This is a genomic window from Irregularibacter muris, from assembly GCF_024622505.1.
Classification (GTDB): Bacteria; Bacillota; Clostridia; order Eubacteriales; family Garciellaceae; genus Irregularibacter; species Irregularibacter muris.
Genome location: NZ_JANKAS010000001.1, coordinates 84821 through 107260, shown reverse-complemented (window position 1 = coordinate 107260; position 22440 = coordinate 84821). Strand labels below are relative to the sequence as shown.

25 protein-coding genes, 2 riboswitches and 1 other annotated feature are annotated in these 22440 nt (G+C 35.3%); of the genes, 2 read left to right on the top strand and 23 right to left on the bottom strand.

Annotation, left to right across the window (positions count from 1 at the left end; genetic code table 11):
• Positions 1 to 288: 288 nt before the first annotated feature.
• Complete coding sequence (locus tag NSA47_RS00495; RefSeq protein ID WP_257528873.1) at positions 289 to 846, top strand: GNAT family N-acetyltransferase; 558 nt, start codon at positions 289 to 291, stop codon at positions 844 to 846.
• A gap of 119 nt (positions 847 to 965) precedes the next feature.
• On the opposite strand, the gene NSA47_RS00490 is transcribed toward NSA47_RS00495, so the two are convergent.
• The 6 genes from NSA47_RS00490 to NSA47_RS00465 all read right to left on the bottom strand — a co-directional run bounded on the left by NSA47_RS00490 (position 966) and on the right by NSA47_RS00465 (position 7288).
• Positions 966 to 1874: an Mph(B) family macrolide 2'-phosphotransferase gene (locus tag NSA47_RS00490; RefSeq protein WP_257529236.1), complete on the bottom strand. Its 909-nt coding sequence runs from the start codon at positions 1872 to 1874 to the stop codon at positions 966 to 968.
• Positions 1875 to 1909: 35 nt separating this feature from the next.
• Complete coding sequence (locus NSA47_RS00485) at positions 1910 to 2749, bottom strand: alpha/beta fold hydrolase (protein WP_257528872.1); 840 nt, start codon at positions 2747 to 2749, stop codon at positions 1910 to 1912.
• Positions 2750 to 2802: 53 nt separating this feature from the next.
• A complete protein-coding gene (locus NSA47_RS00480) occupies positions 2803 to 3402 on the bottom strand; it encodes a TetR/AcrR family transcriptional regulator (protein ID WP_257528871.1) in 600 nt (199 codons plus the stop codon).
• A 226-nt stretch (positions 3403 to 3628) separates the two neighbouring features.
• Complete coding sequence (locus NSA47_RS00475) at positions 3629 to 4105, bottom strand: hypothetical protein (protein WP_257528870.1); 477 nt, start codon at positions 4103 to 4105, stop codon at positions 3629 to 3631.
• Positions 4106 to 4441: 336 nt separating this feature from the next.
• Positions 4442 to 5935 (bottom strand): lysine--tRNA ligase, encoded by a 1494-nt coding sequence (gene lysS / locus NSA47_RS00470; protein WP_257528869.1) that lies wholly within the window; start codon positions 5933 to 5935, stop codon positions 4442 to 4444.
• A gap of 81 nt (positions 5936 to 6016) precedes the next feature.
• Positions 6017 to 6197, bottom strand: a binding site (T-box leader).
• Between the two features lie 218 nt (positions 6198 to 6415).
• Positions 6416 to 7288, bottom strand: coding sequence for an AraC family transcriptional regulator (locus NSA47_RS00465; RefSeq protein WP_257528868.1), 873 nt, complete (start codon positions 7286 to 7288; stop codon positions 6416 to 6418).
• Between the two features lie 398 nt (positions 7289 to 7686).
• On the opposite strand from NSA47_RS00465, the gene NSA47_RS00460 reads away from it, so the two are divergent.
• Positions 7687 to 9054: a catalase gene (locus NSA47_RS00460; RefSeq protein WP_257528867.1), complete on the top strand. Its 1368-nt coding sequence runs from the start codon at positions 7687 to 7689 to the stop codon at positions 9052 to 9054.
• Positions 9055 to 9481: 427 nt separating this feature from the next.
• Here the strand turns inward: NSA47_RS00460 and NSA47_RS00455 are convergent, their stop codons facing one another.
• The 17 genes from NSA47_RS00455 to NSA47_RS00375 form a co-directional block, all read right to left on the bottom strand.
• Positions 9482 to 10015, bottom strand: coding sequence for a flavodoxin domain-containing protein (locus NSA47_RS00455; RefSeq protein WP_257528866.1), 534 nt, complete (start codon positions 10013 to 10015; stop codon positions 9482 to 9484).
• 21 nt (positions 10016 to 10036) lie between these two features.
• Positions 10037 to 10414, bottom strand: coding sequence for an FMN-binding protein (locus tag NSA47_RS15425; RefSeq protein WP_257528865.1), 378 nt, complete (start codon positions 10412 to 10414; stop codon positions 10037 to 10039).
• A 20-nt stretch (positions 10415 to 10434) separates the two neighbouring features.
• Positions 10435 to 10902: a MarR family winged helix-turn-helix transcriptional regulator gene (locus NSA47_RS00445; protein WP_257528864.1), complete on the bottom strand. Its 468-nt coding sequence runs from the start codon at positions 10900 to 10902 to the stop codon at positions 10435 to 10437.
• Positions 10903 to 11322: 420 nt separating this feature from the next.
• A complete protein-coding gene (gene thiE, locus NSA47_RS00440) occupies positions 11323 to 11961 on the bottom strand; it encodes a thiamine phosphate synthase (protein WP_257528863.1) in 639 nt (212 codons plus the stop codon).
• Positions 11945 to 12769: a hydroxyethylthiazole kinase gene (gene thiM / locus NSA47_RS00435; RefSeq protein WP_257528862.1), complete on the bottom strand. Its 825-nt coding sequence runs from the start codon at positions 12767 to 12769 to the stop codon at positions 11945 to 11947. The genes thiE and thiM overlap by 17 nt, the downstream gene beginning before the upstream one ends.
• 129 nt (positions 12770 to 12898) lie before the next feature.
• Entirely contained in the window at positions 12899 to 13723 is an 825-nt protein-coding gene (thiD, locus tag NSA47_RS00430) for a bifunctional hydroxymethylpyrimidine kinase/phosphomethylpyrimidine kinase (RefSeq protein WP_257528861.1), read from the bottom strand.
• A gap of 76 nt (positions 13724 to 13799) precedes the next feature.
• A riboswitch (TPP riboswitch) is annotated at positions 13800 to 13899 on the bottom strand.
• Positions 13900 to 13965: 66 nt separating this feature from the next.
• Positions 13966 to 14064: riboswitch (TPP riboswitch) on the bottom strand.
• Positions 14065 to 14129: 65 nt separating this feature from the next.
• Positions 14130 to 14798 (bottom strand): DUF1129 family protein, encoded by a 669-nt coding sequence (locus NSA47_RS00425; protein ID WP_257528860.1) that lies wholly within the window; start codon positions 14796 to 14798, stop codon positions 14130 to 14132.
• Positions 14791 to 15123, bottom strand: coding sequence for a PadR family transcriptional regulator (locus NSA47_RS00420; RefSeq protein WP_257528859.1), 333 nt, complete (start codon positions 15121 to 15123; stop codon positions 14791 to 14793). The genes NSA47_RS00425 and NSA47_RS00420 overlap by 8 nt, the downstream gene beginning before the upstream one ends.
• 204 nt (positions 15124 to 15327) lie before the next feature.
• Positions 15328 to 16683: an S-layer homology domain-containing protein gene (locus tag NSA47_RS00415; protein WP_257528858.1), complete on the bottom strand. Its 1356-nt coding sequence runs from the start codon at positions 16681 to 16683 to the stop codon at positions 15328 to 15330.
• 17 nt (positions 16684 to 16700) lie between these two features.
• Positions 16701 to 16931, bottom strand: coding sequence for a DUF6133 family protein (locus tag NSA47_RS00410; RefSeq protein ID WP_373370290.1), 231 nt, complete (start codon positions 16929 to 16931; stop codon positions 16701 to 16703).
• 44 nt (positions 16932 to 16975) lie between these two features.
• On the bottom strand, positions 16976 to 17533 hold the full coding sequence (locus tag NSA47_RS00405; RefSeq protein ID WP_257528857.1) for a YodL domain-containing protein: 558 nt from the start codon (positions 17531 to 17533) through the stop codon (positions 16976 to 16978).
• Positions 17534 to 17550: 17 nt separating this feature from the next.
• Positions 17551 to 18048: a hypothetical protein gene (locus NSA47_RS00400; RefSeq protein ID WP_257528856.1), complete on the bottom strand. Its 498-nt coding sequence runs from the start codon at positions 18046 to 18048 to the stop codon at positions 17551 to 17553.
• On the bottom strand, positions 18048 to 18896 hold the full coding sequence (locus NSA47_RS00395; RefSeq protein WP_257528855.1) for a DNA adenine methylase: 849 nt from the start codon (positions 18894 to 18896) through the stop codon (positions 18048 to 18050). The genes NSA47_RS00400 and NSA47_RS00395 overlap by 1 nt, the downstream gene beginning before the upstream one ends.
• Positions 18897 to 18914: 18 nt before the next feature.
• Positions 18915 to 19253: a hypothetical protein gene (locus NSA47_RS00390; RefSeq protein WP_257528854.1), complete on the bottom strand. Its 339-nt coding sequence runs from the start codon at positions 19251 to 19253 to the stop codon at positions 18915 to 18917.
• 199 nt (positions 19254 to 19452) lie between these two features.
• Complete coding sequence (locus tag NSA47_RS00385) at positions 19453 to 20472, bottom strand: hypothetical protein (protein WP_257528853.1); 1020 nt, start codon at positions 20470 to 20472, stop codon at positions 19453 to 19455.
• On the bottom strand, positions 20469 to 20768 hold the full coding sequence (locus NSA47_RS00380) for a DUF4314 domain-containing protein (RefSeq protein ID WP_257528852.1): 300 nt from the start codon (positions 20766 to 20768) through the stop codon (positions 20469 to 20471). Before NSA47_RS00380 ends, NSA47_RS00385 begins: the two co-directional genes overlap by 4 nt.
• A complete protein-coding gene (locus NSA47_RS00375) occupies positions 20758 to 22431 on the bottom strand; it encodes an antirestriction protein ArdA (RefSeq protein ID WP_257528851.1) in 1674 nt (557 codons plus the stop codon). The genes NSA47_RS00380 and NSA47_RS00375 overlap by 11 nt, the downstream gene beginning before the upstream one ends.
• Positions 22432 to 22440: the final 9 nt, after the last annotated feature.

Genomic DNA, 22440 nt, shown 5'->3' with positions numbered 1-22440 from the left:
TAAGTGTAGAATTTTATATGAACTCTATTATTTTCCTTGGTTTTTATGGCTTAATTCAAAGGCGTGTTGTCTAATTAAAGGAAATGCAATTTAATAAAATAATACTCATGGGGACTTTTCTGTTATAATGTTAATGCTCACAATTAACAGAAACAGAGAAGAATAATGAAAAGAAGATAAGTAAAATTATAAATAAAGATCTCAATGATATCCATAGTATTTATTAATCTCTGTATATAAAATGTTGTGAAATACATATCAATAGGAATTTGTTAAGGAGGCTAGCATATGAGATATAAGGATAAGGATATTGTTTTAAAAGATGGAACAAAATGTTTACTTCGAAGTCCAGATGAACAGGACGCAGCTGCTATGCTACAGTATATGAAAATGACTTCGACAGAAACCCATTACATGGTCAGATATCCTGAGGAAATACAGCTAACGGAAGCAAAAGAAGCAGAGTTTTTGAAGAATTGTTTAGAAAGTGAACAGGACATCATGATTGCGGCTTTTGTGGATGGTGAATTAGCTGGAAACGCTGGTTTAAATTGCGCAAACAACTTTATGAAAATAAGGCATAGAGCCGTTTTGGGTATTTCTATAAAAGAAAAATATTGGAATAAAGGGATAGGCAGTACATTGATTCAGGAAGCCATAAAGATGGCAGAAGTTATAGGCTATGAACAAATTGAATTAGGTGTATTTGATGATAATACCAAAGCCCAAAAACTTTATCACAGATTTGGCTTTAATGAATGGGGAAAAGTGAAAAATGCTTTTAAATTAAAAGATGGAACCTATTGTAATGAGATGATAATGGGGAAAATACTAAGGTCAAACTAAATGTCCTTAGAGGATTTATACGGAAAATGTTCTGAAAAAAGAATGATTCTATCAATAGAAGACAAGGGTAGTGAAAAACAAATGAAACTCCCCCTTGTCTTCTTCACCAATTCTATCCCTTACGAACTTTGCACTTCTAACGCATTTTTGGCCATCTGAACATATTCCTCAATATCAGATACCATGGCAAACTCAGCAATTGCAACTCCATATGCAGCGTCCAGTTCAATAATATGCTCTTTCATCTTAGGCCAGTAATAACCTCCAGCTTCTTTATAGGCAAGAATCAAAGCTTCTAGTCCTTCTTCTCCAAAAGCCTTATAGTTAAAAACAAAGTCGTTTGAAACATCTGTAACCTTAGCTTCAGTCCAGTCAATTAATCCAGTTACATTCGCTTCTTTATCTATCATGGTATGTCCGGCATGTACATCTCCATGAATCAGTCCAGTTTTCTTAGGCCAAATTTCATCATTATTAACCCATGACTGCCATCTGTTCCATAGTTTTTCACCTACACCAAACTTTGTTTTTACATCCTCCATACGCTGCTTCATAGACCTTCTTGCTTCTTCTGGTGTTTGGACGACCAGGCCAAGTTCAGCTGCTTTATCATGGGGTATGCTATGAAGCTCTGCTAACACTCTACCAAGAGACTTATGAAAGGATTCTGGAACATTGTTAATATCTATCTCCCAAACATAGTTTCCTATATTATGATCAATGGTTCCTGCTGGCACACCATCTAACTTCTTGTATGCTATTAGGTCCTCTGTGTAAATGATCCAGTTTGGCACTTGAAAAGATTGTGCATACTGATTTATCAAATCTAATGCTTGTTTTTCTACCTTTGTTCTTGGCATTACATCTTTCCGCCTAGGTAATCTAAGCACCCAATCAATTCCACTTTCATCTTGGGCAAATACAACTTGAAAATCCAGCCCAGATTCATTAAACTGCATTGTTTCTTTCTTTAGAATAAGATTATGTTTTTCAGTCATTTTTATAATTTGTTGAATATCTTTACTCATTAAAATCACTCCTGTCTGCAGCTTGTATCTATCCATTATAAACTTGCTGCATGCTTTGATATATTATTAATAATTTCATCCCAATCGTCATGGTGTAGTTCATGTCCAGTACCCTCTAGGGTAACTAATACCGCGTCCGGTATAATTTTAGAAAGATAAACTCCATGCTCGTAGGGAATAATAGGGTCTTCTGTTCCATGTATTACCAATGTAGGAACATTGATTTCACTAGTTCTAGATAAATATATCCCCTCATCTCTTATAAATCCGTGATTCTCCCTACTCTGCAAATTGCTAGCTCTATCAAATTCCTGCTCATTTAGTCTTCTCGCTTTCTCTTCATCAAATATATATTTAGACCCTATAAGAACTCTACTTTTTTTGAGAAAACATTCTACCACTTCATCTTTATTTTGCCAATTTTTGATTTTAAGCTCTGCTAAGACTTCTGCTACTTTACTATCCTTTTTAGGAAGACTCGAATCGAAATTTGATGTCATAATTAATGAAATACTAAGAACCCTGTTGGCGTGTTTAAGAGCGACTATTTGCGTAATTATTCCCCCCATAGACATACCAACTATGTGAGCCTTATCAACCTCATAGGCATCTAGCACCTGCATTGCATCGTCTGCTAAATCCTCAAAGGTATACTCTGGATGACCATATTTGTAAGTAATTGACTTACCTACATCTCTATTGTCATAGCGTATAACATGAAACCCTTGATTGCTTAGTTTCTTACAAAACTCTTCTCCCCACCAAATCATTGATGCAGTAGCTCCCATAATTAACAAGATCGTTGGATTGTTAATGTCTCCAAAACTCTCAGTGCAGATATGAACATTATTAAAACCAATTATTCTTTCTGTCATAATTTATCACCACTTTTCTACTTTCATTTGATAATATTTTTACCTAGACTACATTAATCCCGAGCAATTTGATTAACAACAGCTTCGAATAATAACTCTCTAATTTTTTCATAATCATATTGCTGCAGTTCTCTCTTTTGAGAACCTATTAATAAAGCTAACTTTAAAACCCCAGCTATAACGCCTGGGTCTTCATCAATAATCTCCTGAGAGTCTTGTCTTGATTTGATAAATTCCATAAGAGGGACGATGCTTCTTAGCTGCTCTGAGCCAACATACTCTGGATTTAACTTTCTAGATACAATTTTGTACTCCTCAAGGTCATAAACCAGTCTTTGAGTTAAAATCTTAGATTCTAATTCTAAAGCCATCTCGTTTAAGTACATTTTTATAGCTGAACGTATATCTTCAGCAGCGATAACCTTTGGCCATACCTGTTTTTCAATTTGCTCTCCCTCAAGTGCTAACAATTCCATATATAGCATTTCCTTTGACTCGAAAAATATATAAAAAGTACTCTTTGCAATTCCAACTGATGAAGTAAGATCCTCAAACGAAGTACTCTTAAAACCTTTATCTATAAAAAAACCATAGGCAACTTCAAGCAATTCCTTTCGAATTTTTTCTTTTTCTAACTCTGTAAATTTAGCCATCCCCTAAACCACCTCCATATATTGAGAACATAAAAACAATATGTTTATTTGTTTTTATGTTAACATATATAAAAATCTCAGTCAATTAAATTTTACTTGTTTAAAATAAAAAAGAGCTACTATATAGTAACTCCTTATCAATAAATTATTATGTATTCAACCTGTCAAATTGGGCTTTATCAAGGCATTAGCCTAGCAATCAAAAACATTATTGCATTAATCTTCTTTAATGCCCTCTGATATCATGTTGTGTCACAGCATCATAATAGCTTCCTATGATGTAATATCCTTTGGCCTCAGTCATGCTATTAAAATGTGTAAATTCAATAAAACTGTGCGTTTCTGGATATTGTGAAGTCAAATCCTCCGGCACAGGCCAAAACAGAGGTTCATAAGCAACATAAGATATTTTCATTTCTTCATACCAGTGGAACAATTCTGCCTCCGGTAGTTCAGATTTGATTAGGGCTCCTGCCCAAATTTCCACATGATTGCCAGTTCCAGTGATGTTACCACAATAATTATAAGTTTCGACTATCTCGGTTTGAGGTGGTAGCTCTATATTTAGATATTCTTCTTTTATTCTTTCTGCCCTAGCGTCATTAATAGCGGGGCAAATCAGCGTTAAACTTACAAAGTAAATGACTGAAATAGTGATTATAACAATCAATAAGACCGCTAGCACTCGTTTTAATCTCTTCATAGATCACCTGTCCTTTCTCCCAAAGATAATTTCTCAAATATAAACTTACAAATTCTTATTTATCTATCCTCTTAAATTATATCTTCACATTAGTAAAACATCAATAAAAGAAAAATAGTAGATGTACCATCAGAAGCCAGGATCAAGATAAACGGCTACGTCGTCCTTGCTTTCTTCTGGTACTCCTCTGTGGAAGAGCAATACAACCGTGTTGTAGAGGGAATTAATTTCCCTCCATAATAGCATTGAGGAGTTTATAATGAAAAAGCCCAGTGACGGCTATCTGCATGAGAAAATTATCACTGGACTTCTAATAGTTATTTTCATATTCTAGAATCAAACTATAGGCTTCATAAGGGGAAACATGACACATTCTCTGATTGGACGATCCATCAGGACAGAGAAGAATCTCTCGGATACACCAAATCCAAAGGCTGGCGGCATACCATATCGAAGGGCTTCAACAAAGGATGCATCATGCTCATGTGCATCAGCATCGCCCTCTTCTCCCATTGCACGTTGCTCTTTGAACCGCTCCTCTAGATCAATGGGATTATTAAGCTCGGTGTAGCCATTCCCCATCTCTGAACCAGCAAGAATAATCTGCATCTGAGCCACTTTTCTTTCGTCTTCTTTAAGACGTTTAGGTAGTGGATTGAGTTGTACCGGTTGACCAACCAAGAATCCTGGGCCAGCAATATCCTTTCTAACAACCTTCCAAAGCACATCCACCAATCTCCAAAAACCTGCTTTAGGATCATACTCAATTTTTTTCTCATCAAGTTTCTCCATAACAGCTTCCTTGGTAGTATTGTAGATGTTTATACCTACCTTTTCTTCTATGATCGTCTCGAAATCATAGATTTCCCACTCAGCATCTATGTCGATTTCAAAGCCACGGGATGTGAATTTTGAAGTACCCATTACCGCTTTTGTGACACGTCTGTACATTCCCTTACAAAATTCCATACCCATCTTGAAGTCTGCATATGCCCAATAAAGCTCCATCTGTGTATAGTCCTGAAGATGCTCGTTACTTACGCCCTCATTCCTAAACTGTCTTCCAATCTCAAAGGTCTTCTCATAACCTGCAACTAGCAATTTCTTCTGCCATAGCTCACCCATTGATATTCTCAAGAACACTTCAATGTCTAAAGCATTGTGATGGGTAGCAAAAGGTGTCGCTGCCGCACCGCCAGATGAAGTCTCAAGAATAGGCGTCTCAACCTCAAGGAAGTCATTTTCAATCAGATAATTTCGGATAGTGCTCCAAAATTTCTGCTTTTTCATGAAGATTTCCTTTACGTCCCTATTCATTATCATGTCTAAATATCTTTTACGAAGCTTTTCATCTTCATCAGTGATACCGTGGAATTTTTCAGGAAGCGGCTTCAAAGCCTTTGTTAAATGGACATATCTTTTAGCCTTGATGCTAATTTCACCTGTATTGGTTCTAAATACAGTACCTCTGATACCAACGATGTCTCCGATATCGCACATACTGAATACTTGGAAGTCCAATTCACTCAATACATCCTGCCTTAGATAGATCTGGATCTGCCCATCATTATCTTGAATGTGCATGAATCCAGTCTTCCCTTTGCTTCTCTTTGTCATTATTCTTCCAGCAACTGCGACTTGGATTTGGTTCTTCTCTAGTAACTCCTTTGGTGTATCGATATACTTAACCTTCAACTCTTCAGAATAGTGTGTCACATCGAATCTGCCACCAAATGGATCAATTCCCAACACTTCTAGCTTCTTAATCTTATCAACGCGAATTTGCTCTTGCTCACTTAGTTTTCTTTCCATATCTAACTGTTTATTCATCGTTTCATCGCATGACCTCGTCATGCTCCCTCCTATCAACTCGTGTTTATTTTTCCAAATAAAAAAGCCCCTTACATATATGTAAGGAGCGTGTCAACGCGGTACCATCCTAATTTATCACTCTTGATGGGATAACGGTCATTAACCGGCTAGCTACAGCAACTCATGAGTCTTTATCCATATCCATACCTGTCAGTTTCCACCAATCACTGACTCTCTGTGAAGTACTTTTGATATTTCATTTCTCAATCAAAGTTCTAATTTAAAATTTAATACATGCTACCATATAACCCAGCACTTTGCAAGAGGTTTTTTGAAAATTATGAAACATATTCTATATATTTTAGCAAATGTATATTCCTTTAGCCATTATATTCACTTAATAGGCGGGAACATAGCCAACCTAGCAATCACCTGATTTACCAAAAAGAGCACTCCAATTAGGAGTGCCCTCGACCATAATCATTGATATGCTAAATGTTACTTCTTCTTCACTGGAATCCAGATTTCACTTCTATACTTTGGATTATTCGTGTCCTGGCTCTCATTCCACAAAATCTCTGGACCTTCCACTGCCTCATATCCTGATGACGGAAACCATTCTGAATAGATCCTCCCCCAAATATTTTGCAGTGTTTCTGGGAATGGTCCAATGGATTGGAATACTGCCCAGGTACCAGCATTAATTTTTAATACATCAAATTCTGTGGTTTCATTACTTGATGTTGCTACTCCGATGTAATGATCTAACTCTCCTTTTTCTTCCATTCTTCCCTCTGAAAAGTTAGTGGAAGCACTAATAATGCCTATTGGTTCTTCATTTGAAATTGATTTTAATTGTTTAATAACCTGAGGGGTTAAAAGTTCAGTCATTTTTGCAATCTCTGGATTGACCCCTTCAAAAATAATGGGAACTCTCTTTTTAAATCCTACTAAATTAAATGATTCTTTTTCAACAATGCGATAGTTCATTTCACATCCTCCTTTAATGGATAATTGAAAGGTCATTCTTGGATAAGCTTTTAGCTGTGTATTCTCACTTCTTGCTTCAGAAGGGAGAATGCCATGCATAGAATAAAAAGCACGGGAAAAAGAATCGGCTGAACGATAACCATATTTAACAGCAACATCGATTATTCTCAAATCCCTATCTTTCAAATCAAGGGCAGCCAAAGTTAGCCTTCTTCTCCGAATATACTCTGATAAACTTATACCTGATAAAAAAGAAAACATCCGCTTAAAATGATATTCTGAGCAGTAAGCAATTTTCGATATTTTACTATAATCCATATCCTCAGTTAAGTGCTCTTCAATGTATGCCAATGCATGATTCATATTGCTTAAAGAATCCATTAAATCCCCTCCTTTCATCATCAATGTTATCAAAGGATACATTTATCCATCCGACAATCTGTGCACAATATAGTCGAGTGAACTCAGTGCACATAGAAGCAGGAGGATGAACTTATTGCTTTTTCTCTTTATTATAACAATAAGCCATCAAAATCGGCAAAGGAAAGCAGTAATCACTAGGAATTTCGATATAGGAACTCTTGGCTTTTAATCTTTCTAGAAAATGATTTACCCTTGCGGTCTACTTATTTTCCGGTGATAAATGCAAACATCTAATGTACAGGTTTATAAAAAATCAAAGTATTCAGACATAATGGTATAATTCATAAAAATGAAGAATACATTTTATTGTATTGTTTTATTCTCGTGTTTTTAACACGTTTTTGGAGGGATTATAAATGCACAATCATAACGGATGGTATCCATCAGATAAGGGGAATCCACGGCGTGCAACCCATTCGCAGACAGTGGGTGTACGGGGACCAGTCCTTATACAGGATACCGCCCTACATGAAACCTTGGAAGACTTTGTATTCTCTACTACACTGCCAAGACGTATCCATACAAAAGGGTATGGTGCTTTCGGATGTTTTTACACTACTCACTCAATGAAGCAATATACAAAAGCCAAATTTTTGCAAACACCTAATCAACAGGTGCCCGTGGCGGTGCGTTTCTCTTTCGCTGCAAGCAATCAGGGAACACCAGACACTTCTAGAAATGTTCGAGGATTCAGTACCAAGTTTTATACCGATGAAGGAATCTTTGATCTGCTCTGCAATCATCTCCCTGTCTTTTTTGTACGGGATGCCATTCGTGTACCGAATATAATTAGCCATCTTTCGCCTTCACCAGTGAACAATCTGCCCGACCCAGAGAGGCTTTGGAGCCTATTTGCCAAGTACCCCGAAGCAACCAATATGCTTATATGGTTTTTCTCAGATCTGGCAACGGTAAAGAGCCTTCGCCATATCAAGGGATATAGTGTAAGCACCTATGTCTGGCGCAATGCACAGGGTGTTCGGCACTATGTAAAATACCACTGGCTCCCTCTAGCAGGGGTGAAGTATATTGACCAACAGGAGGCTCAGCGACTGGCATGCGAAGACCCTAATATTTCTGGACGTGATCTGTATGACAGTATAGCAAAAGGCAAGGCTGTGGAATATGAACTGCGTGTACAGCTGATGAATCCTGAAGATGCAAAGACACTTCCCTTTGATCCTTTGGATGATACCAAGGTATGGGATGAAACCCGATATCCCCTTTTACCCGTTGGACGAATGGTCTTAAACCGCAATCCAGTAAATTATGCTGAGCAGGTAGAAAAATTGGCCTTTAATCCGGCAAATTTACTCCCCGGCCTAGAATTTTCAGACGACAAGGTATTACAGGGACGTACATTTATTTATTCAGATGCACAGCGTCATAGACTGGGTCCTGACTATCGTGATATCCCTGTCAACAAACAGCCAAATTGGTCTCCTGCATCTATGGTATCCAGTGGAAACGGCAGATATGTAGCCGGAGAAATTATGCGAGCGGAAATCCCGAATCCTGACAATTTTACCCAAGCCACTCAAAGATATGAATCCTTTTCTGCAAAAGAAAAGAAGAATCTTGCAAATAATATTGCATCAGGGCTTGTGAATGCTCGACCTAATACACAGAGCGCTGTCCTATGGCATTTAGAGCAAGTTTCCCCTGTACTTGCAGAAACGGTCAGAAATCAAATGCTTTTGTATGCCGATCCAGGAAAAAGATAGATCCCTTTACTTGAATTCTTTCTTATGATTTGGGGAGGTCTTCAGATTATTTTCCTATCATTATTTTGATTTTATTTTCTATACATTAAAAATCCATTCTGCCGACCTCTGGAGACTGTATCTAAAAATCTTGCTTCTGCATCAGTATTTTTTTCTAAAAAAGGGCTAAAATCCAGCGTTTTTCGCTTTAATTTTAGCCCTTTTTTAGCTTTTTAATCTTAACTCTGTTGGGAGGTTCATTGAAAAATTCATAATAAATATTAGAACTCGGTAGCTTACCTTATCCACATAAAATTAACTTAATAGGTTATAACTCTTTTAACTGTCTTTCGTTTGCTTAATGAAAGAGCATGTATAAGGTATTGATAAATACACTGTGTCTATATAACTATCTTAAATTACTTTAATTAAATTTTTACCAATGCCTTTAGTTTTCCAAAAATGATAATAAAGGTGTGATGGTATTTTTATCTGTAAAATCAACTTTTCCTCCATAGGTAGCTAAAAGTTCCCGATCATCCTCTGATAATTCATCAGAATTTTTCTTAGAAATTATATTTTTTAGCATTGCCATCATAGATTTATGTATTATTCCTAATTTCTTATAATCAATTCCACCACGCAAATGAAAAAATTTTATAGTATCGCGCATTTCTTTTGAAAAATTCTTTTCTATAATAGGAAGAAAAACTCCTTCCCTATCCGTTGAAGCTAAGCCTACTGTAAAAACGATTATCTTTTTATCTTTTAAAGACTCATAATTCTTAGTAATGATGGAGATTCCGGCAATTCCACTTGCATATAATCCACCACCATAAACAATGGTATCGTATTCCATCAGTTTCTTTATCCCTATTCCTGAAGATCTAAAGCAATCCCCTTTAGTTTCTTCAGCTATCCACTGCGCATATCTTTTCGTGCTTCCATATTTTGATTTATATACTATAGCTATATTATTCATACACTCTCCCTCCTTGTTTTTCTATTTACTTAAAGCATTCTCTATTGCTTTAAGCATAACTTTACTACTTACAGTTGCTCCTGAAACTACATCAACCTCTAATGTCTGTTTCTCCATTACACGGTCATTAATTATTTCTGCTTTTTCTCCAAATCCGTTTTGGTGCTCTAATATCTTAATTTCATGTATTTTATGATTCTTAATCTGAACTTGCACTATAACTTTAACTGGTGATAGGATATATTCTCCCATATAGATACCATCATCTATGCTTGATAATTCCAAAGTAGAAATAACTACATTATCCGCCTGTTTAACTATATTATTCTTGACTATAGTCCATGTCAGTCCAAGCAAACAAATTAATAATATTATTAGGATAATAGCCTTCTTTTTCACTTTCTAAGACCTCCAATAAATTAAGATAATTCTTCTTCAATATCATAAATATTATCCATCAACTTAAATAAGATCTTATCTAGTTCTTGAACCTCACTATTTTTTAACCCCCTAAAAAAATCTTCAATAAAATTATCATCCTTATTTTGTCTCGTTTTTACATACTCTTCAATTTTCTTTGTAGAAAATATTCGAAGCACACGATTGTCCCGTTCATCTTTCTTAATAGTTAAAAAGCCCTTTTCTTGAAGTCGAATGGCAAGTTGTTTTGAATTTTGGTGAGAGGTTCCCATTTGATTAGCTAATTGGCTAAGTGTAGGGGGGCTTTCGAAAAAGGTTGTCAATGTCAACATAAAAAACCATTGCTTGGTTGTAAGTTCATCAAGAAAACTATTCCCAATGGTCTCCAATTTATTGGATAGTAAAAATATCGTTCCAAAAATACGATATCTTTTATCAATATCATCTAATTTTTCTAATTCTTTCATATCAATCTCCTTATAGAATAAAATAAAGGTAATGTGTTACCTTTATTTTATTCTATATTAGCTTAGTCATTGTGTCAAATTAAATTATAGTAATTAAAATACTTATTTCCCTTTCTTATTTAATCCTTAAAATCCATATAATACTAATGCTTTTTATAATTGTTTTAGATCTCTCTTATCTACCATCACCCAAATTATCCTATGTCATTTATAAACCATCCCAAAACAAGGTCAAAAAGCAGTGTTTCTCTACCGCTTCTTGACCTCAAAATTCCCCGTCATCTACTCTATATTATTTCTAAACCCTATGCCTTCTTCCCTGAATCACAATACGTCATCAGAATTATACTCTCCCTCCCTTTCGAGCGGTGCCTGCGCTGTTTCTCTTTCTTCACTACTAGGGTGAGAATTACAAAACTGTCAACTTATGAGATGTTTTTTAAAAATTTGCTTTAATTTTATTGCAGCTTTCTGAATATCTGGTTGTGAAATAATGGCAGAAACAACAGCTAATCCATCTATTCCAATGTCAATAAATTTTACCGCGGTTTCCTTGTTTATTCCTCCAATGATTACAATAGGAAGTGGGATAGATTTTCTTATCTGCGTAAGTTCATCCATAGATGTAAGTTTTGCATCTGTTTTTGTATCTGTGGTAAACATTGCTCCAACTCCAAGATAATCTGCATCGTCTTTGTACGCCTTGATCGCTTCTTCAAAGTTCGATACAGACACACCAAGGATTTTATTGTCTCCTATCAATTTTCTCGCAATTCTTGCTGGTATGTCACTCTGGCCAATGTGTACGCCTGCTGCATCAACTGCCAATGCTATATCTATTCGATCATTAATGATTAAAGGAATTTGATATCTATCTGTAATATCCTTTATCTTTATAGCCATTTTGAAGAACTCTAGAGATGAACAATTCTTTTCTCTAAGTTGTATCACTGTACAACCACCTAAAATAGCTTGCTCCACAGCATTCTCTAATTTCCCCGTACTCATCACTTCTCTATCTGTTACAAGGTAAAGGGTATAATCAATATTTGGTTTCATCTATTTTCTCTCTTTCTAATAAAAGTGTGCTGTTCATATTTGACAAAGCATCAATAACACTAATGTGGAAGCTCCCTGTTCCCATTACTCCTACTTTTTCAAATGCAATCTCTCCGGCAATTCCCATTGCAGCAATTCCAGCAGCTGTAGCTGTGTAATAATCCTTTGTTACCCCACAGAAACTACCCACGAGAGCAGAAGTCATACATCCTGTACCGGTTACTTTAGAAAGAAGTTTATGACCATTAGCTATTTTAGCAACTTTAATCCCGTCTGAAATGATATCCACCTTTCCTGTAATTCCTACAACACATGAGTATCTATGGCAAACTAATTTTGCAATACCTACTGCATCATTTTTTTCATCTACCATAGATGTATCAACTCCCTTTGTGGAAGACTTAAATCCTGCTATAAAGGAAATTTCTGATAAGTTCCCACGAATTACATCTATTTTTACCTGCCTGAGAATTTCCTGTGTTGTTTGATTTCGTAGCGTTGAAGCTCCTGCACCAACGGGATCAAAAACTACAGGAATATTTAGCTCATTGGCTTTTTTACCCGCCATAATCATTGAATCAATCGTATGTTGGTTTAAAGTTCCTATGTTAATTACAAGGGCAGAGGATATGGAAACAATCTCCTCCACTTCTGCAGCATCGTCTGCCATAATAGGGGATGCCCCAATTGCCAAAACTGCATTTGCACAATCATTTACTGTCACATAGTTGGTAATGTTGTGAATCAATGGATTTTTCCCCTTGATTTCATGAAGCAAGTCCGTACAAGCATTCATTAAGTTATTCATTTCTATTTCCAACCTTTCTTTTATTTATAATGAAACATAAAACACCCATTATCAGCATTACAGGAATTGTGATTCCAAGTGTAATCAGAAATAAGTGGTAGCCAAGAAAGAGACCTAGCTACATCTATTTCAACATAAATCCCCTTCACTTTTCTTAATATGCAAACCATTTTTATATAAATCATAGAAATGATGTGTTGGCCCATTACCTTTACCTATATTTAATGAATGTTTAATTGCTGTTGTAATATATTCCTTAGCCTGGTCTACCGCAGCAGGCATTGTCATACCAAGAGCAAGATTAGAAGCAATGGCTGAAGAGAAAGTACATCCTGTTCCATGGGTGTTTTGAGTATCAATTCGTTGGCTTTCAAAATAATAGAACTCTTTCCCACTATATAGAATGTCAAGTGCATCTCCAATAGCATGACCCCCTTTGACAAGAACGTTTTTGCACCCCATATCATAAATAAGTTTTGCCGCTGTCTTCATATCTTCTGTATTGATTATCTCAATATTTGATATCTTCTCAGCCTCTGGAATATTAGGCGTAAGTAAATCAGCATAGGGTAGTATAACCTGGATCAATGCATCTATGGAATTAGGGTCCATGAGAGGGCAACCATTTTTCGCATACATAACAGGATCAATGACAACATTATTGGGCTTATATTGCTCCAGTTTCTTTGCTACTGCTTTCATACAAGGTTCTGTAGACAGCATACCAATTTTCACAGCATCAACTTCAATATCTTCAAATACTGCATCAATCTGTTTTTCGATCATATCTGGGGTGATATCCTGTATGGCTATAACACGGCTTGTGTTTTCAGCTACAACAGAAACAATTACACTCATTCCAAACACCCCATGTGCAGAAAACGTCTTTAAATCCGCTTGTATTCCAGCACCTCCACTGCAATCTGACCCAGCAATACTAAGTACCTTTTTCATTAAAATTCCTCCTTTATGTATATATAATAAATTAGGGTGCTTCTCTATATAGAGAAGCACCCTAATCATATACAAATTTCGTATGTGATTTGCTTCCCTACGTCGGTATTAGCCAACAGGTTCAAAGGGTCAGGTTTTACCTTCTCAACTACTATGTAGTTCCCCCGCAAATATAAATTATGTAATATTTAATTTTATAAATAAAAAGGACGTTCCCACAATAGAGAGCGTCCATAAATACTATATCGTATTGATAGGCTCCCTACGTTGGTGTTAACCAACAGGTTCAAAGGGTCAGGTTTTACCTTCTCAACTACTATGTAGTCCCCCTGCATATGTGCCACTATAAACTATAATTTCATGAAAGTCAAGATCAAGTTCAAATAAGCTATTAAATTCACGTAGTCTATAATACTTTTGAGCTTACCACTTTACTCGTAACAAAAATGATTAAAGCAATAATAATTGCTATTAATAATGAGATATTGACAACGACTGTGTCAAGATAAATACTTGGAAGTAGTACAGCCGCAAAGATAAGGGAAAAAACCACCCATGCTTTTAAAAATTCAACTTTTTTATTTTTTGTTGTCTTTTCATCCAAAGCAGTTTTTGTGATGTACCATACAATCCCATTTGATAAGATTATAATTACAATAGCCGTAATAATATCTCCTATCGTTAATATGAAATTAAACTCAGATGTTTTTGATACTAGACCACTAATCAAGTTCTTCGCTATCGCGATAACCCCTAGAATCCATAATATACTAAGAGATATATCTATAAATTCAATCACATTATCTTTCCTTGTTTTTTTAGGCATAACATCAATAATCTCATCACAGATTTCCTTATACCTGCCACCCATGACTTTTTGGATATTATCCCCTCGCTGCTGACCTTCTAGAATCAATTCTATGATATCTTCCCTTACAAGTTCTTGATTATATTGCGTTAGATTAGAACTTCTTAAGTACACAACCATATCTGTATAGATTTTATCATTTTCCTCAGAAATTGCTTCTTCTCTGGTATTATTCTTCTTTAATAATCCTTTTGTTAACTTATTCATCCTTTTTTCCTCCTTCAAATAATTTATTAATGGCATATTCTAGTTCATTCCAATGACCTTTAAATTGGTTGAGCCTGGATACTCCTTCTTCAGTGAGATGATAATATTTACGTTTCGGGCCACTATTGGATTCTCGAACGGTTGCTTCTACCAAATCACTTTTTTGTAGACGTAGGATGATAGGATAGATGGTTCCCTCCGATATTGTTCCAAATCCATACTCTTCTAGCTTTTTTGAGATTTCATAAGCATAGGTTTCTTGTTTACGTATGATTTCTAAGATACATCCTTCGAGCATTCCTTTTAACATTTGTGAAGGAATCATAAACAGCCTCCTTATGGTTGCATATTCTTTAATACGAATTCCTTTTATGTATCATGCAATACAAGATACAACTATATTGTATTGCATGATACATACTTTGTCAAATCCTTTTTTATATTACAATATTGCTAAAAATACAAATAACGGTACTTCACTTTCAACTATGACAAGATCCTCTGCCCATGCAATGGCAAAAGTAATCATTTAAATTGCCAATTTTTTAAAAAATCCCGTTTTTATTTCTGCTAATGGATATACTATAATAATATCTGATACTATAACTTCTTTTCCCAAATCATCGATAATTGTGGCACTTAATTCATATACTCCATTAGTTTTAAATAATATTAAGCCACCACTACCTGTAAGTTCTCCCGTAATTACAGTTTCAAGGTCTGTTTCATTGCCATCTTTTTTAATCGTCCATATCAAGGAATTATCTCCTAGATTCTCCGTGACAAGATCCACAGCTACTGTAGTATCAGTATGTGCTGTTTCAGGCAAGCTAAATTGTGCTGATATAACTGGATAGATGCTGACAGTCTGTTCACAGACAACTGTTCTGCCCCTACTATTAAATGCCGTAGCTGAAAATGTATAGCTACCTGCAGACTTAACTTTAATTACTCCACCTTCTGCTTTCAATTCTCCATCTAACACAGAGGAAAGTTCAGTAGGAATACCATTTTTGCTGACTGTCCATGTTACAGATTTTACATTACTTCTAGTTGGAATAATTTTTATTTCTTCTCCTACATAAGCAGTGTTTGGAAGTGTATAATCATATTTCGGTGCTGGTACATAAGATGAACCTCCATTTAAGGATGAACCATTATCTGAAGGCTTATCTTCTTGCTCCACATCAGGAGAATCTACAACATCTTCTTCTATTTTATCAGTGGCTTCTTCTTGTTCGATTATATCTTTAATTTCATCATGCTTATCAAGGATTTCAAAGGCTTCACCTCGTGTTGCCTCTCCGTCAGGACGTATTGTTCCGTCTGGATAACCAGAGATTATATTATAATGTTTGCCAGCACAGATATACTCACGTTCTTCTTCTGTCAAATCATCTTCATCAGTAAACCCTGTATTACAGGTACAATCCATATTATGTTCTTCCTTACCTATGGCTCTAACTAACATTTTAATCATTTCCAATCGAGTGATAGGCTCATCCGGAAAATATTTAGTACCATATTCTTCTTTGATGATAATACCTGCATCAATAAGTGCCTCAATTTCTTTCTGAGCAAAATGTCCTGCAATATCCTCAAATACTATGTTAACCGTATTCGTTTCCTTTGGCTCAAGTTCCATAATTCTTGCTAAAAGAGCGGAAAATTCTCCTCTTGTAATTATTTCATCTGGATGAGAAAGTCCATCTGGATATCCATGAATTACACCCTTTCTTGCGAGATTATTAATTGAATCCTCAGCCCAATGACCTACACTATCAGTAAATACAAACCTTGTTGCATAGGCAGAGCCTACAAAACTGGTAATTAAAATACAAACTACCAATAGAATATTTATTATTCTCTTTGATTTATGATTCATTTTAAACTTTCCCCCTTTTAGCCTGCATAGTTAAACATTTCTTTAATTCTCTCTTCTAATGTTGGCATAACTACTTCACCGAATAATGCATACAGGCCTGCAAGGAGCAATGCTCCTAATACAACGGCAACAAGGATTTTTACAGCTGTATCAATATATCCTTCTCCACTGTTATTACTAACTGCTACCTTTGCTGCGACAGCCTTTCTTATTATAAATTCATTTGCTTTTCTTAACATATTTTTCATCCTGTTTTCCTCCATTATTTTTTAATTTTCTAGGGTTTTAATTTTTAAATTCTCATATTAATATCTTGTATCTGATCCTTTCCTTCAAAATCAATCTCTTTAAATCCGAAACGATCTGCATAATAAAACTCACTGCCATTGTCATCATATAGCTCAACTACATCTGACATTGACAGTGAGTGTCCAGTAAATCCACGAGGATGATTTAGATTAAACTTTGAATAGATAGATTCTAAATCATTTGTTTCTATTTCTCCTTCATATACAAGCTCATAGTTATTTTTATCTGGTTCTCCAAAGTTTTCTTTAAGTTCTTCATATCCTATAAACTTACATTCAGGACTTACATCAGCTCTTAGCTGCCAGATACGACAGTCTTTAAGAGGTACTGGTCTTTCATTATTAATAAGCAGTACACCTTCTTTTGAAAGTCTTTCAAACACCCCCTCTGTCCATTTTGCTGTAAGCTTACGGTTACTAAGCCACTGACTGAATTCCTCATTTTGAAACATAGAATCTACTATTGCAGTGCCGTCTTCCACATATCCTGAAGTATTTCCATAATAAAATATACAGTCATTCTTTAGCTCAATTCCTCTCATGATTTACCTCCCATCATTTAATCTCCATAGACAATATCCTCCATCATAATCCTTTCTTCTAATTCTCTGATGCAGATACCTGACATCTCAAAGATATCAATAACAAACTTTGGTACATCGGCTATATCATAGTCATAATCCGCCTGCATTACTACGATTTCACCGCTGTCTTCCTCAGTACAAGCACAGAGCTTAGCATCCTTTGGAATACCAGCTTCTTCAAGAAGATGATCTGGGACAATAATCTCATCAAATTCTTCAAATCTCTCACAGTAGGAGCAATCATGACATCTCCCACATATCCCTGCAAGATGAACAATTAACTCTTCTGAGAGATTTTTAAGTCCTTCTGCCACCTTTATAAGCTCCATTGCTTTCATAGTTGTTTTCATAGCTACAACAGCATTCTCTAAGGTGTTAAATTCAATTTCTTCACACCCTGTAAGGTCTGCTGCATTAAGTATTTCATTTGGTAAACTAATGTTGTTGTCTAAAGATTCTTTAATCATTTTCATTATAAAATTCCTCCTTGTTTTCCTATTCCATTTTTCATTTCAAATAAATTAATTTGTGATGGAGAATTTATCTCCCTTTCGTGCATATCATAATTTGCCACCAGTATTTCAGGAAATTGGGCACCATTATCATAGCGCTGTTTAATATTATTGATACGGGTGTAGCTTTCAATCTGGATGTTTGGTGCATCGTATAGCTCTCTAATAAAAGAACAGTCATTGTAGGAAAGCAAGAACTTTCCCTCAATGCCCATCAGGGTATCTCGGAGTCTTATATGATCTTCTTTCTTAAATCCATCTTCACCAACATTTTTATAATACTTTTCTGTTTCAAAATACGGTGGATCTGCATAGAAAAAGCTGACAGGGCGGTCATACTGCCTTATCAGCTTTTCAAAATCTTTATTTTCAACCACTACTTTACTAAGTCTTCTATGTGCCTGTTCAATTAATGGAAAGTTGCTCCACATATCATGAGGCTGACTTCCAAAGCTAGTAAGGCCTGATGCATAGCTATAGCGAATCAATTGATAAAAATATGAGGCTCTTATTACATCACTTTTAGGACTGTCTCTTGCAAGTGCCTCCTTTACTATGTTGAAATCCTCACGGGAGTTTAACACAAAATATAGTGCATCTATTAACTCGTTTGGTTTCTCCCTTACACAGCGATAGAGATTGGTTAAGAGTCCATTAAAATCGTTATATACTTCAAAATCATTGCCCGGTGGCTTATGAAATAGTACCCAGCCTCCGCCTCCAAACACTTCTATATATCGTTCATAATATAAAGGAAAGAGAGATACAATTAATTCTCTTAAAGATTTCTTGCCACCTATCCAGCTCATAAAACTATTAATACTTCATCACCTCTCTCTTACCTCTTTATCAAGGTCTAATCTTAATTGTCCGTTTGTATCTGGAAATTGCTCTAAAGCTTTGACTAGTCCTCTCTTTGCTTTTGCAATTTCTCTAATTCGACTTGTCATCTGTCCTATACTAGCAAGTAGTTCTTTTCTATCAGCAGCATAATAATATCCGTTGTCGCCACTGCATATGGGATTGCCATCATTTCTTAATTGATTGACTAATTTTCTGACAGTTCTTGAACTGATACAGAATCTACTTTGCAGATATGCGCTGGGTACTGCCTTAGAGGTTCCTGTATGATACTCTTTTATATAAATTAAAAAATCATGTTCCACCTCCTCGCCTCCTTTCTCATGCCATGTTTCATAACACTGTGGATATGATTGTTTTTAGGCAACAAAAAAAGACCGACTGCTATGCTGTAATTTACAGCAAACAATCGGCCTTATCTGTTTTTAGATATTAAAAAAACACGGATATCGTCCGTGCTACCTTAGAATATTAAGTTATGGGATATATCAATAAGAAAATTTACTACTCCATTGATATTCCCATACTATCTAGTTTTTTACTGAATTCATAGTGAAACTGTTCCCCGTTTGATTTTATAAAACCATTTTTACAAGGCGCTAACCCTCTATTGTCAATATCTGTTTTTGCATATAAGGTATAATCAAAATTATCTCCAAGTATGGTATCAGATTCTACTATGCCATTCTTACTTGCAAGTAGTCTGCCGTACCTTTCAAGTTTATCTTCCTTTGGCGCAAAATCATAACAGTTTAGATTCTGTGAAATATCAAGAGCAAAGTCAAGTCTAGTACAACCTTCAAGCTCCATTGCTGACTCTAAATGCTCTGTAAAGAAAGCCATCCCTTGTCCTTGCTCATCACAGGCATATCCAAAGTTATTACCATCAGATATTAATTCTTCTATGGAGTCATATTGTTCTGCCAGCTCTTTAATATTAGGGAATACACACTTTGCATCTAATAAAGCACATCTACTCCACTTATTTGTACCAAGTGCATCTAAGGCTATTGCCATTTCATCAGGTTCTAAACTAGAAAATTCATAGTCAGGCAAGTTTACCCATACCCCTTCAGGATAATCTTTATTACCTACCTTAATTTTAACGGTCCAATCACCCCCTGTCATCTTATCTAAGTTTGAGCCATCATAGATTTGTTTGAGAGTATTTCTCTGATATACATATCCATTGTCCGTAAATACTCCATTAAAATCTTCATGATATTCGCTACCAAGCTGATCTATTTTAATAAAGGGAAGTATATCATCAGGTGCACATTCCTTATGCCTTGCAATATATTCTCCAAGAGTTTTATTATCGGTAGTTTTATAATAAAAATCAAAATTACTTAGTTGCTCTGTTAGATTTATCAAATCTGATGAATTATTGACCTCCACAATCTGAACAGCACCCTCTAGAATATATTTTTCTTTGACTGACATTTCAGCAAATCTCTTTGCTAGATATTCATTTTCTTTCTCTGTTCCTTCTATATCTTTCCATAGATATTCTAAGTTTTTCATAAACTCATTCCTCCCATACCCTGTGATTGCTCTTTTGACGGCTCATCTGACTCTTTAATCTCTTCTTCCTGCGGACGAGATAACACTTTAAAATTATCTTCTCCAGGAATAAGACCAAGACCCCTGCCATTATCCCATTTCATGTGTATGGTTCCAATGTCATCTACCCCTATCACTGTTCCCTTTGTACCTTTTTCAACGCCTTGTACATCATCCATGGTTGAAATTAATTCAATTCGTGTGCCTACAGGATAGCCGTTCTTAATTCTTTCTACTTGTTTCCTATTATTGTTCAAATTTCATACCTCCCATTTTTTGATTACCTTCTATACCCATTTCCTCAGCTGTCTTAATAAACCAGTTATCACTGTCCCAAAAGCTAACATTAATATCTCCCATATCGGTACTAATTTCCCTTTGCTCAAAACCCTCTCCCCAGCCATCTGAAGCCTGTCCAGTTACATTTTCATTAATCTTTTCAAGCTCCTTTGGAGTCAATTCATCATTTAAAGTAAGAATAGCCACCCCCATTAGTTCTCCTTCTACAAGCTCAACAGAAAAAACATACTTTGATACTTTTGCATTCACACTGTCATGGTCATCATAATATCTCATCAGACCTCTTTGTTCTTCTTCCAGAAGATTGTTTTCTTCTATTGCCATTATGATTACATCTAGATATTGGGTAACTTCAGCATTTGAAATTTCCTGTGGTTCATTTGCATATTGTTTATATCCATATTCATTTTCTATATCATACGTTGTTATTTCGAGAGGCATATATAGTTTTAAGTTCTGCAATTCTTCTTGTTCAGGAAATACCATTCCAAGACTTTCAAATAATAAATTGGCAAGCTTTTGATTGTATCCATGGTAAGTGATATATCCCTTCTCTGAAAATGCTCCAAATTCATGTGCCATTTTCTCCTGTCCATATCTTTTAAAATCAATGTATTTTTCAAGATTTGAATCATATTCAAAATGTCCTGAGTCACAAATCATATATCTACCATAACTTTCTACACTTTCGATACCATCAAATATTTCAAATTCATACATAGAATCTGCTAGTGCAAAGATTTCATCAACAGTTCGAGGTTTAACATGATCCATAAGTTTTTCAAAATATTCTATATCATGGTTACATATTTCCTTATAATATCCTGCTAATTTATTTAAGGTATCTATCTTAATTAATGGTACTGTATCAGCAGAAATAATATCTAATACTTCTTTTGAAAAATTGTCATCTAAAATCGTAACCTCACAATCATGTAAGTAAGGTGTTTCTAATCTTATCAGTGCCTTTTCAATTTCAACATCAGAACAAGGAAGATAGATAAATTCATTCGCACCTTTTGCAGTCAGCTGTATTGTTGCTACAGTCTCTTTCCAATGGTATGGTGGAAACTGCTTGCCATTATATATTTGCTCAGGCTCATTGCTATTTTTATATAAGACTCCATAAGGAGTAATTTTAGAATTAGGATTGTTTTTTATTACCTCCATAGCAAAGGAGCCACCGTCTAATTCATCTAATTCTCTAGTTGCTACTGCTTGCTTTTCTGATAGATATAAATCTTTTCCTACGGCTTCTAGATTATTAAAGTCACTTACAAGGCTATAGCAATGTACATTAAAGCTAAGATTAATTAATTCTGCAATTATTTTAGGATTTTCTGCAAAGGCAGAAGCATAAAATACTTTTCTTTCCTTTGTATCGAAACTATCCATCCTCTTAAATAAGAAATTTAATTCATCGATATTGCACTCTTTACCTTTTAATACTTCATTCATATCTGAATCATAGACTACTTCTTCAATATAACAGTTGGGAGCAGTTGAAGTTTCAAGTTCCAGTTGATTATATACATTGGATATTTCATTTTCCTCATAAGGGAAATTAAACATAATTGATTCATCTTCTTTTCTATCGATTCTTTTTAATCTAATTAACATCACATTCCT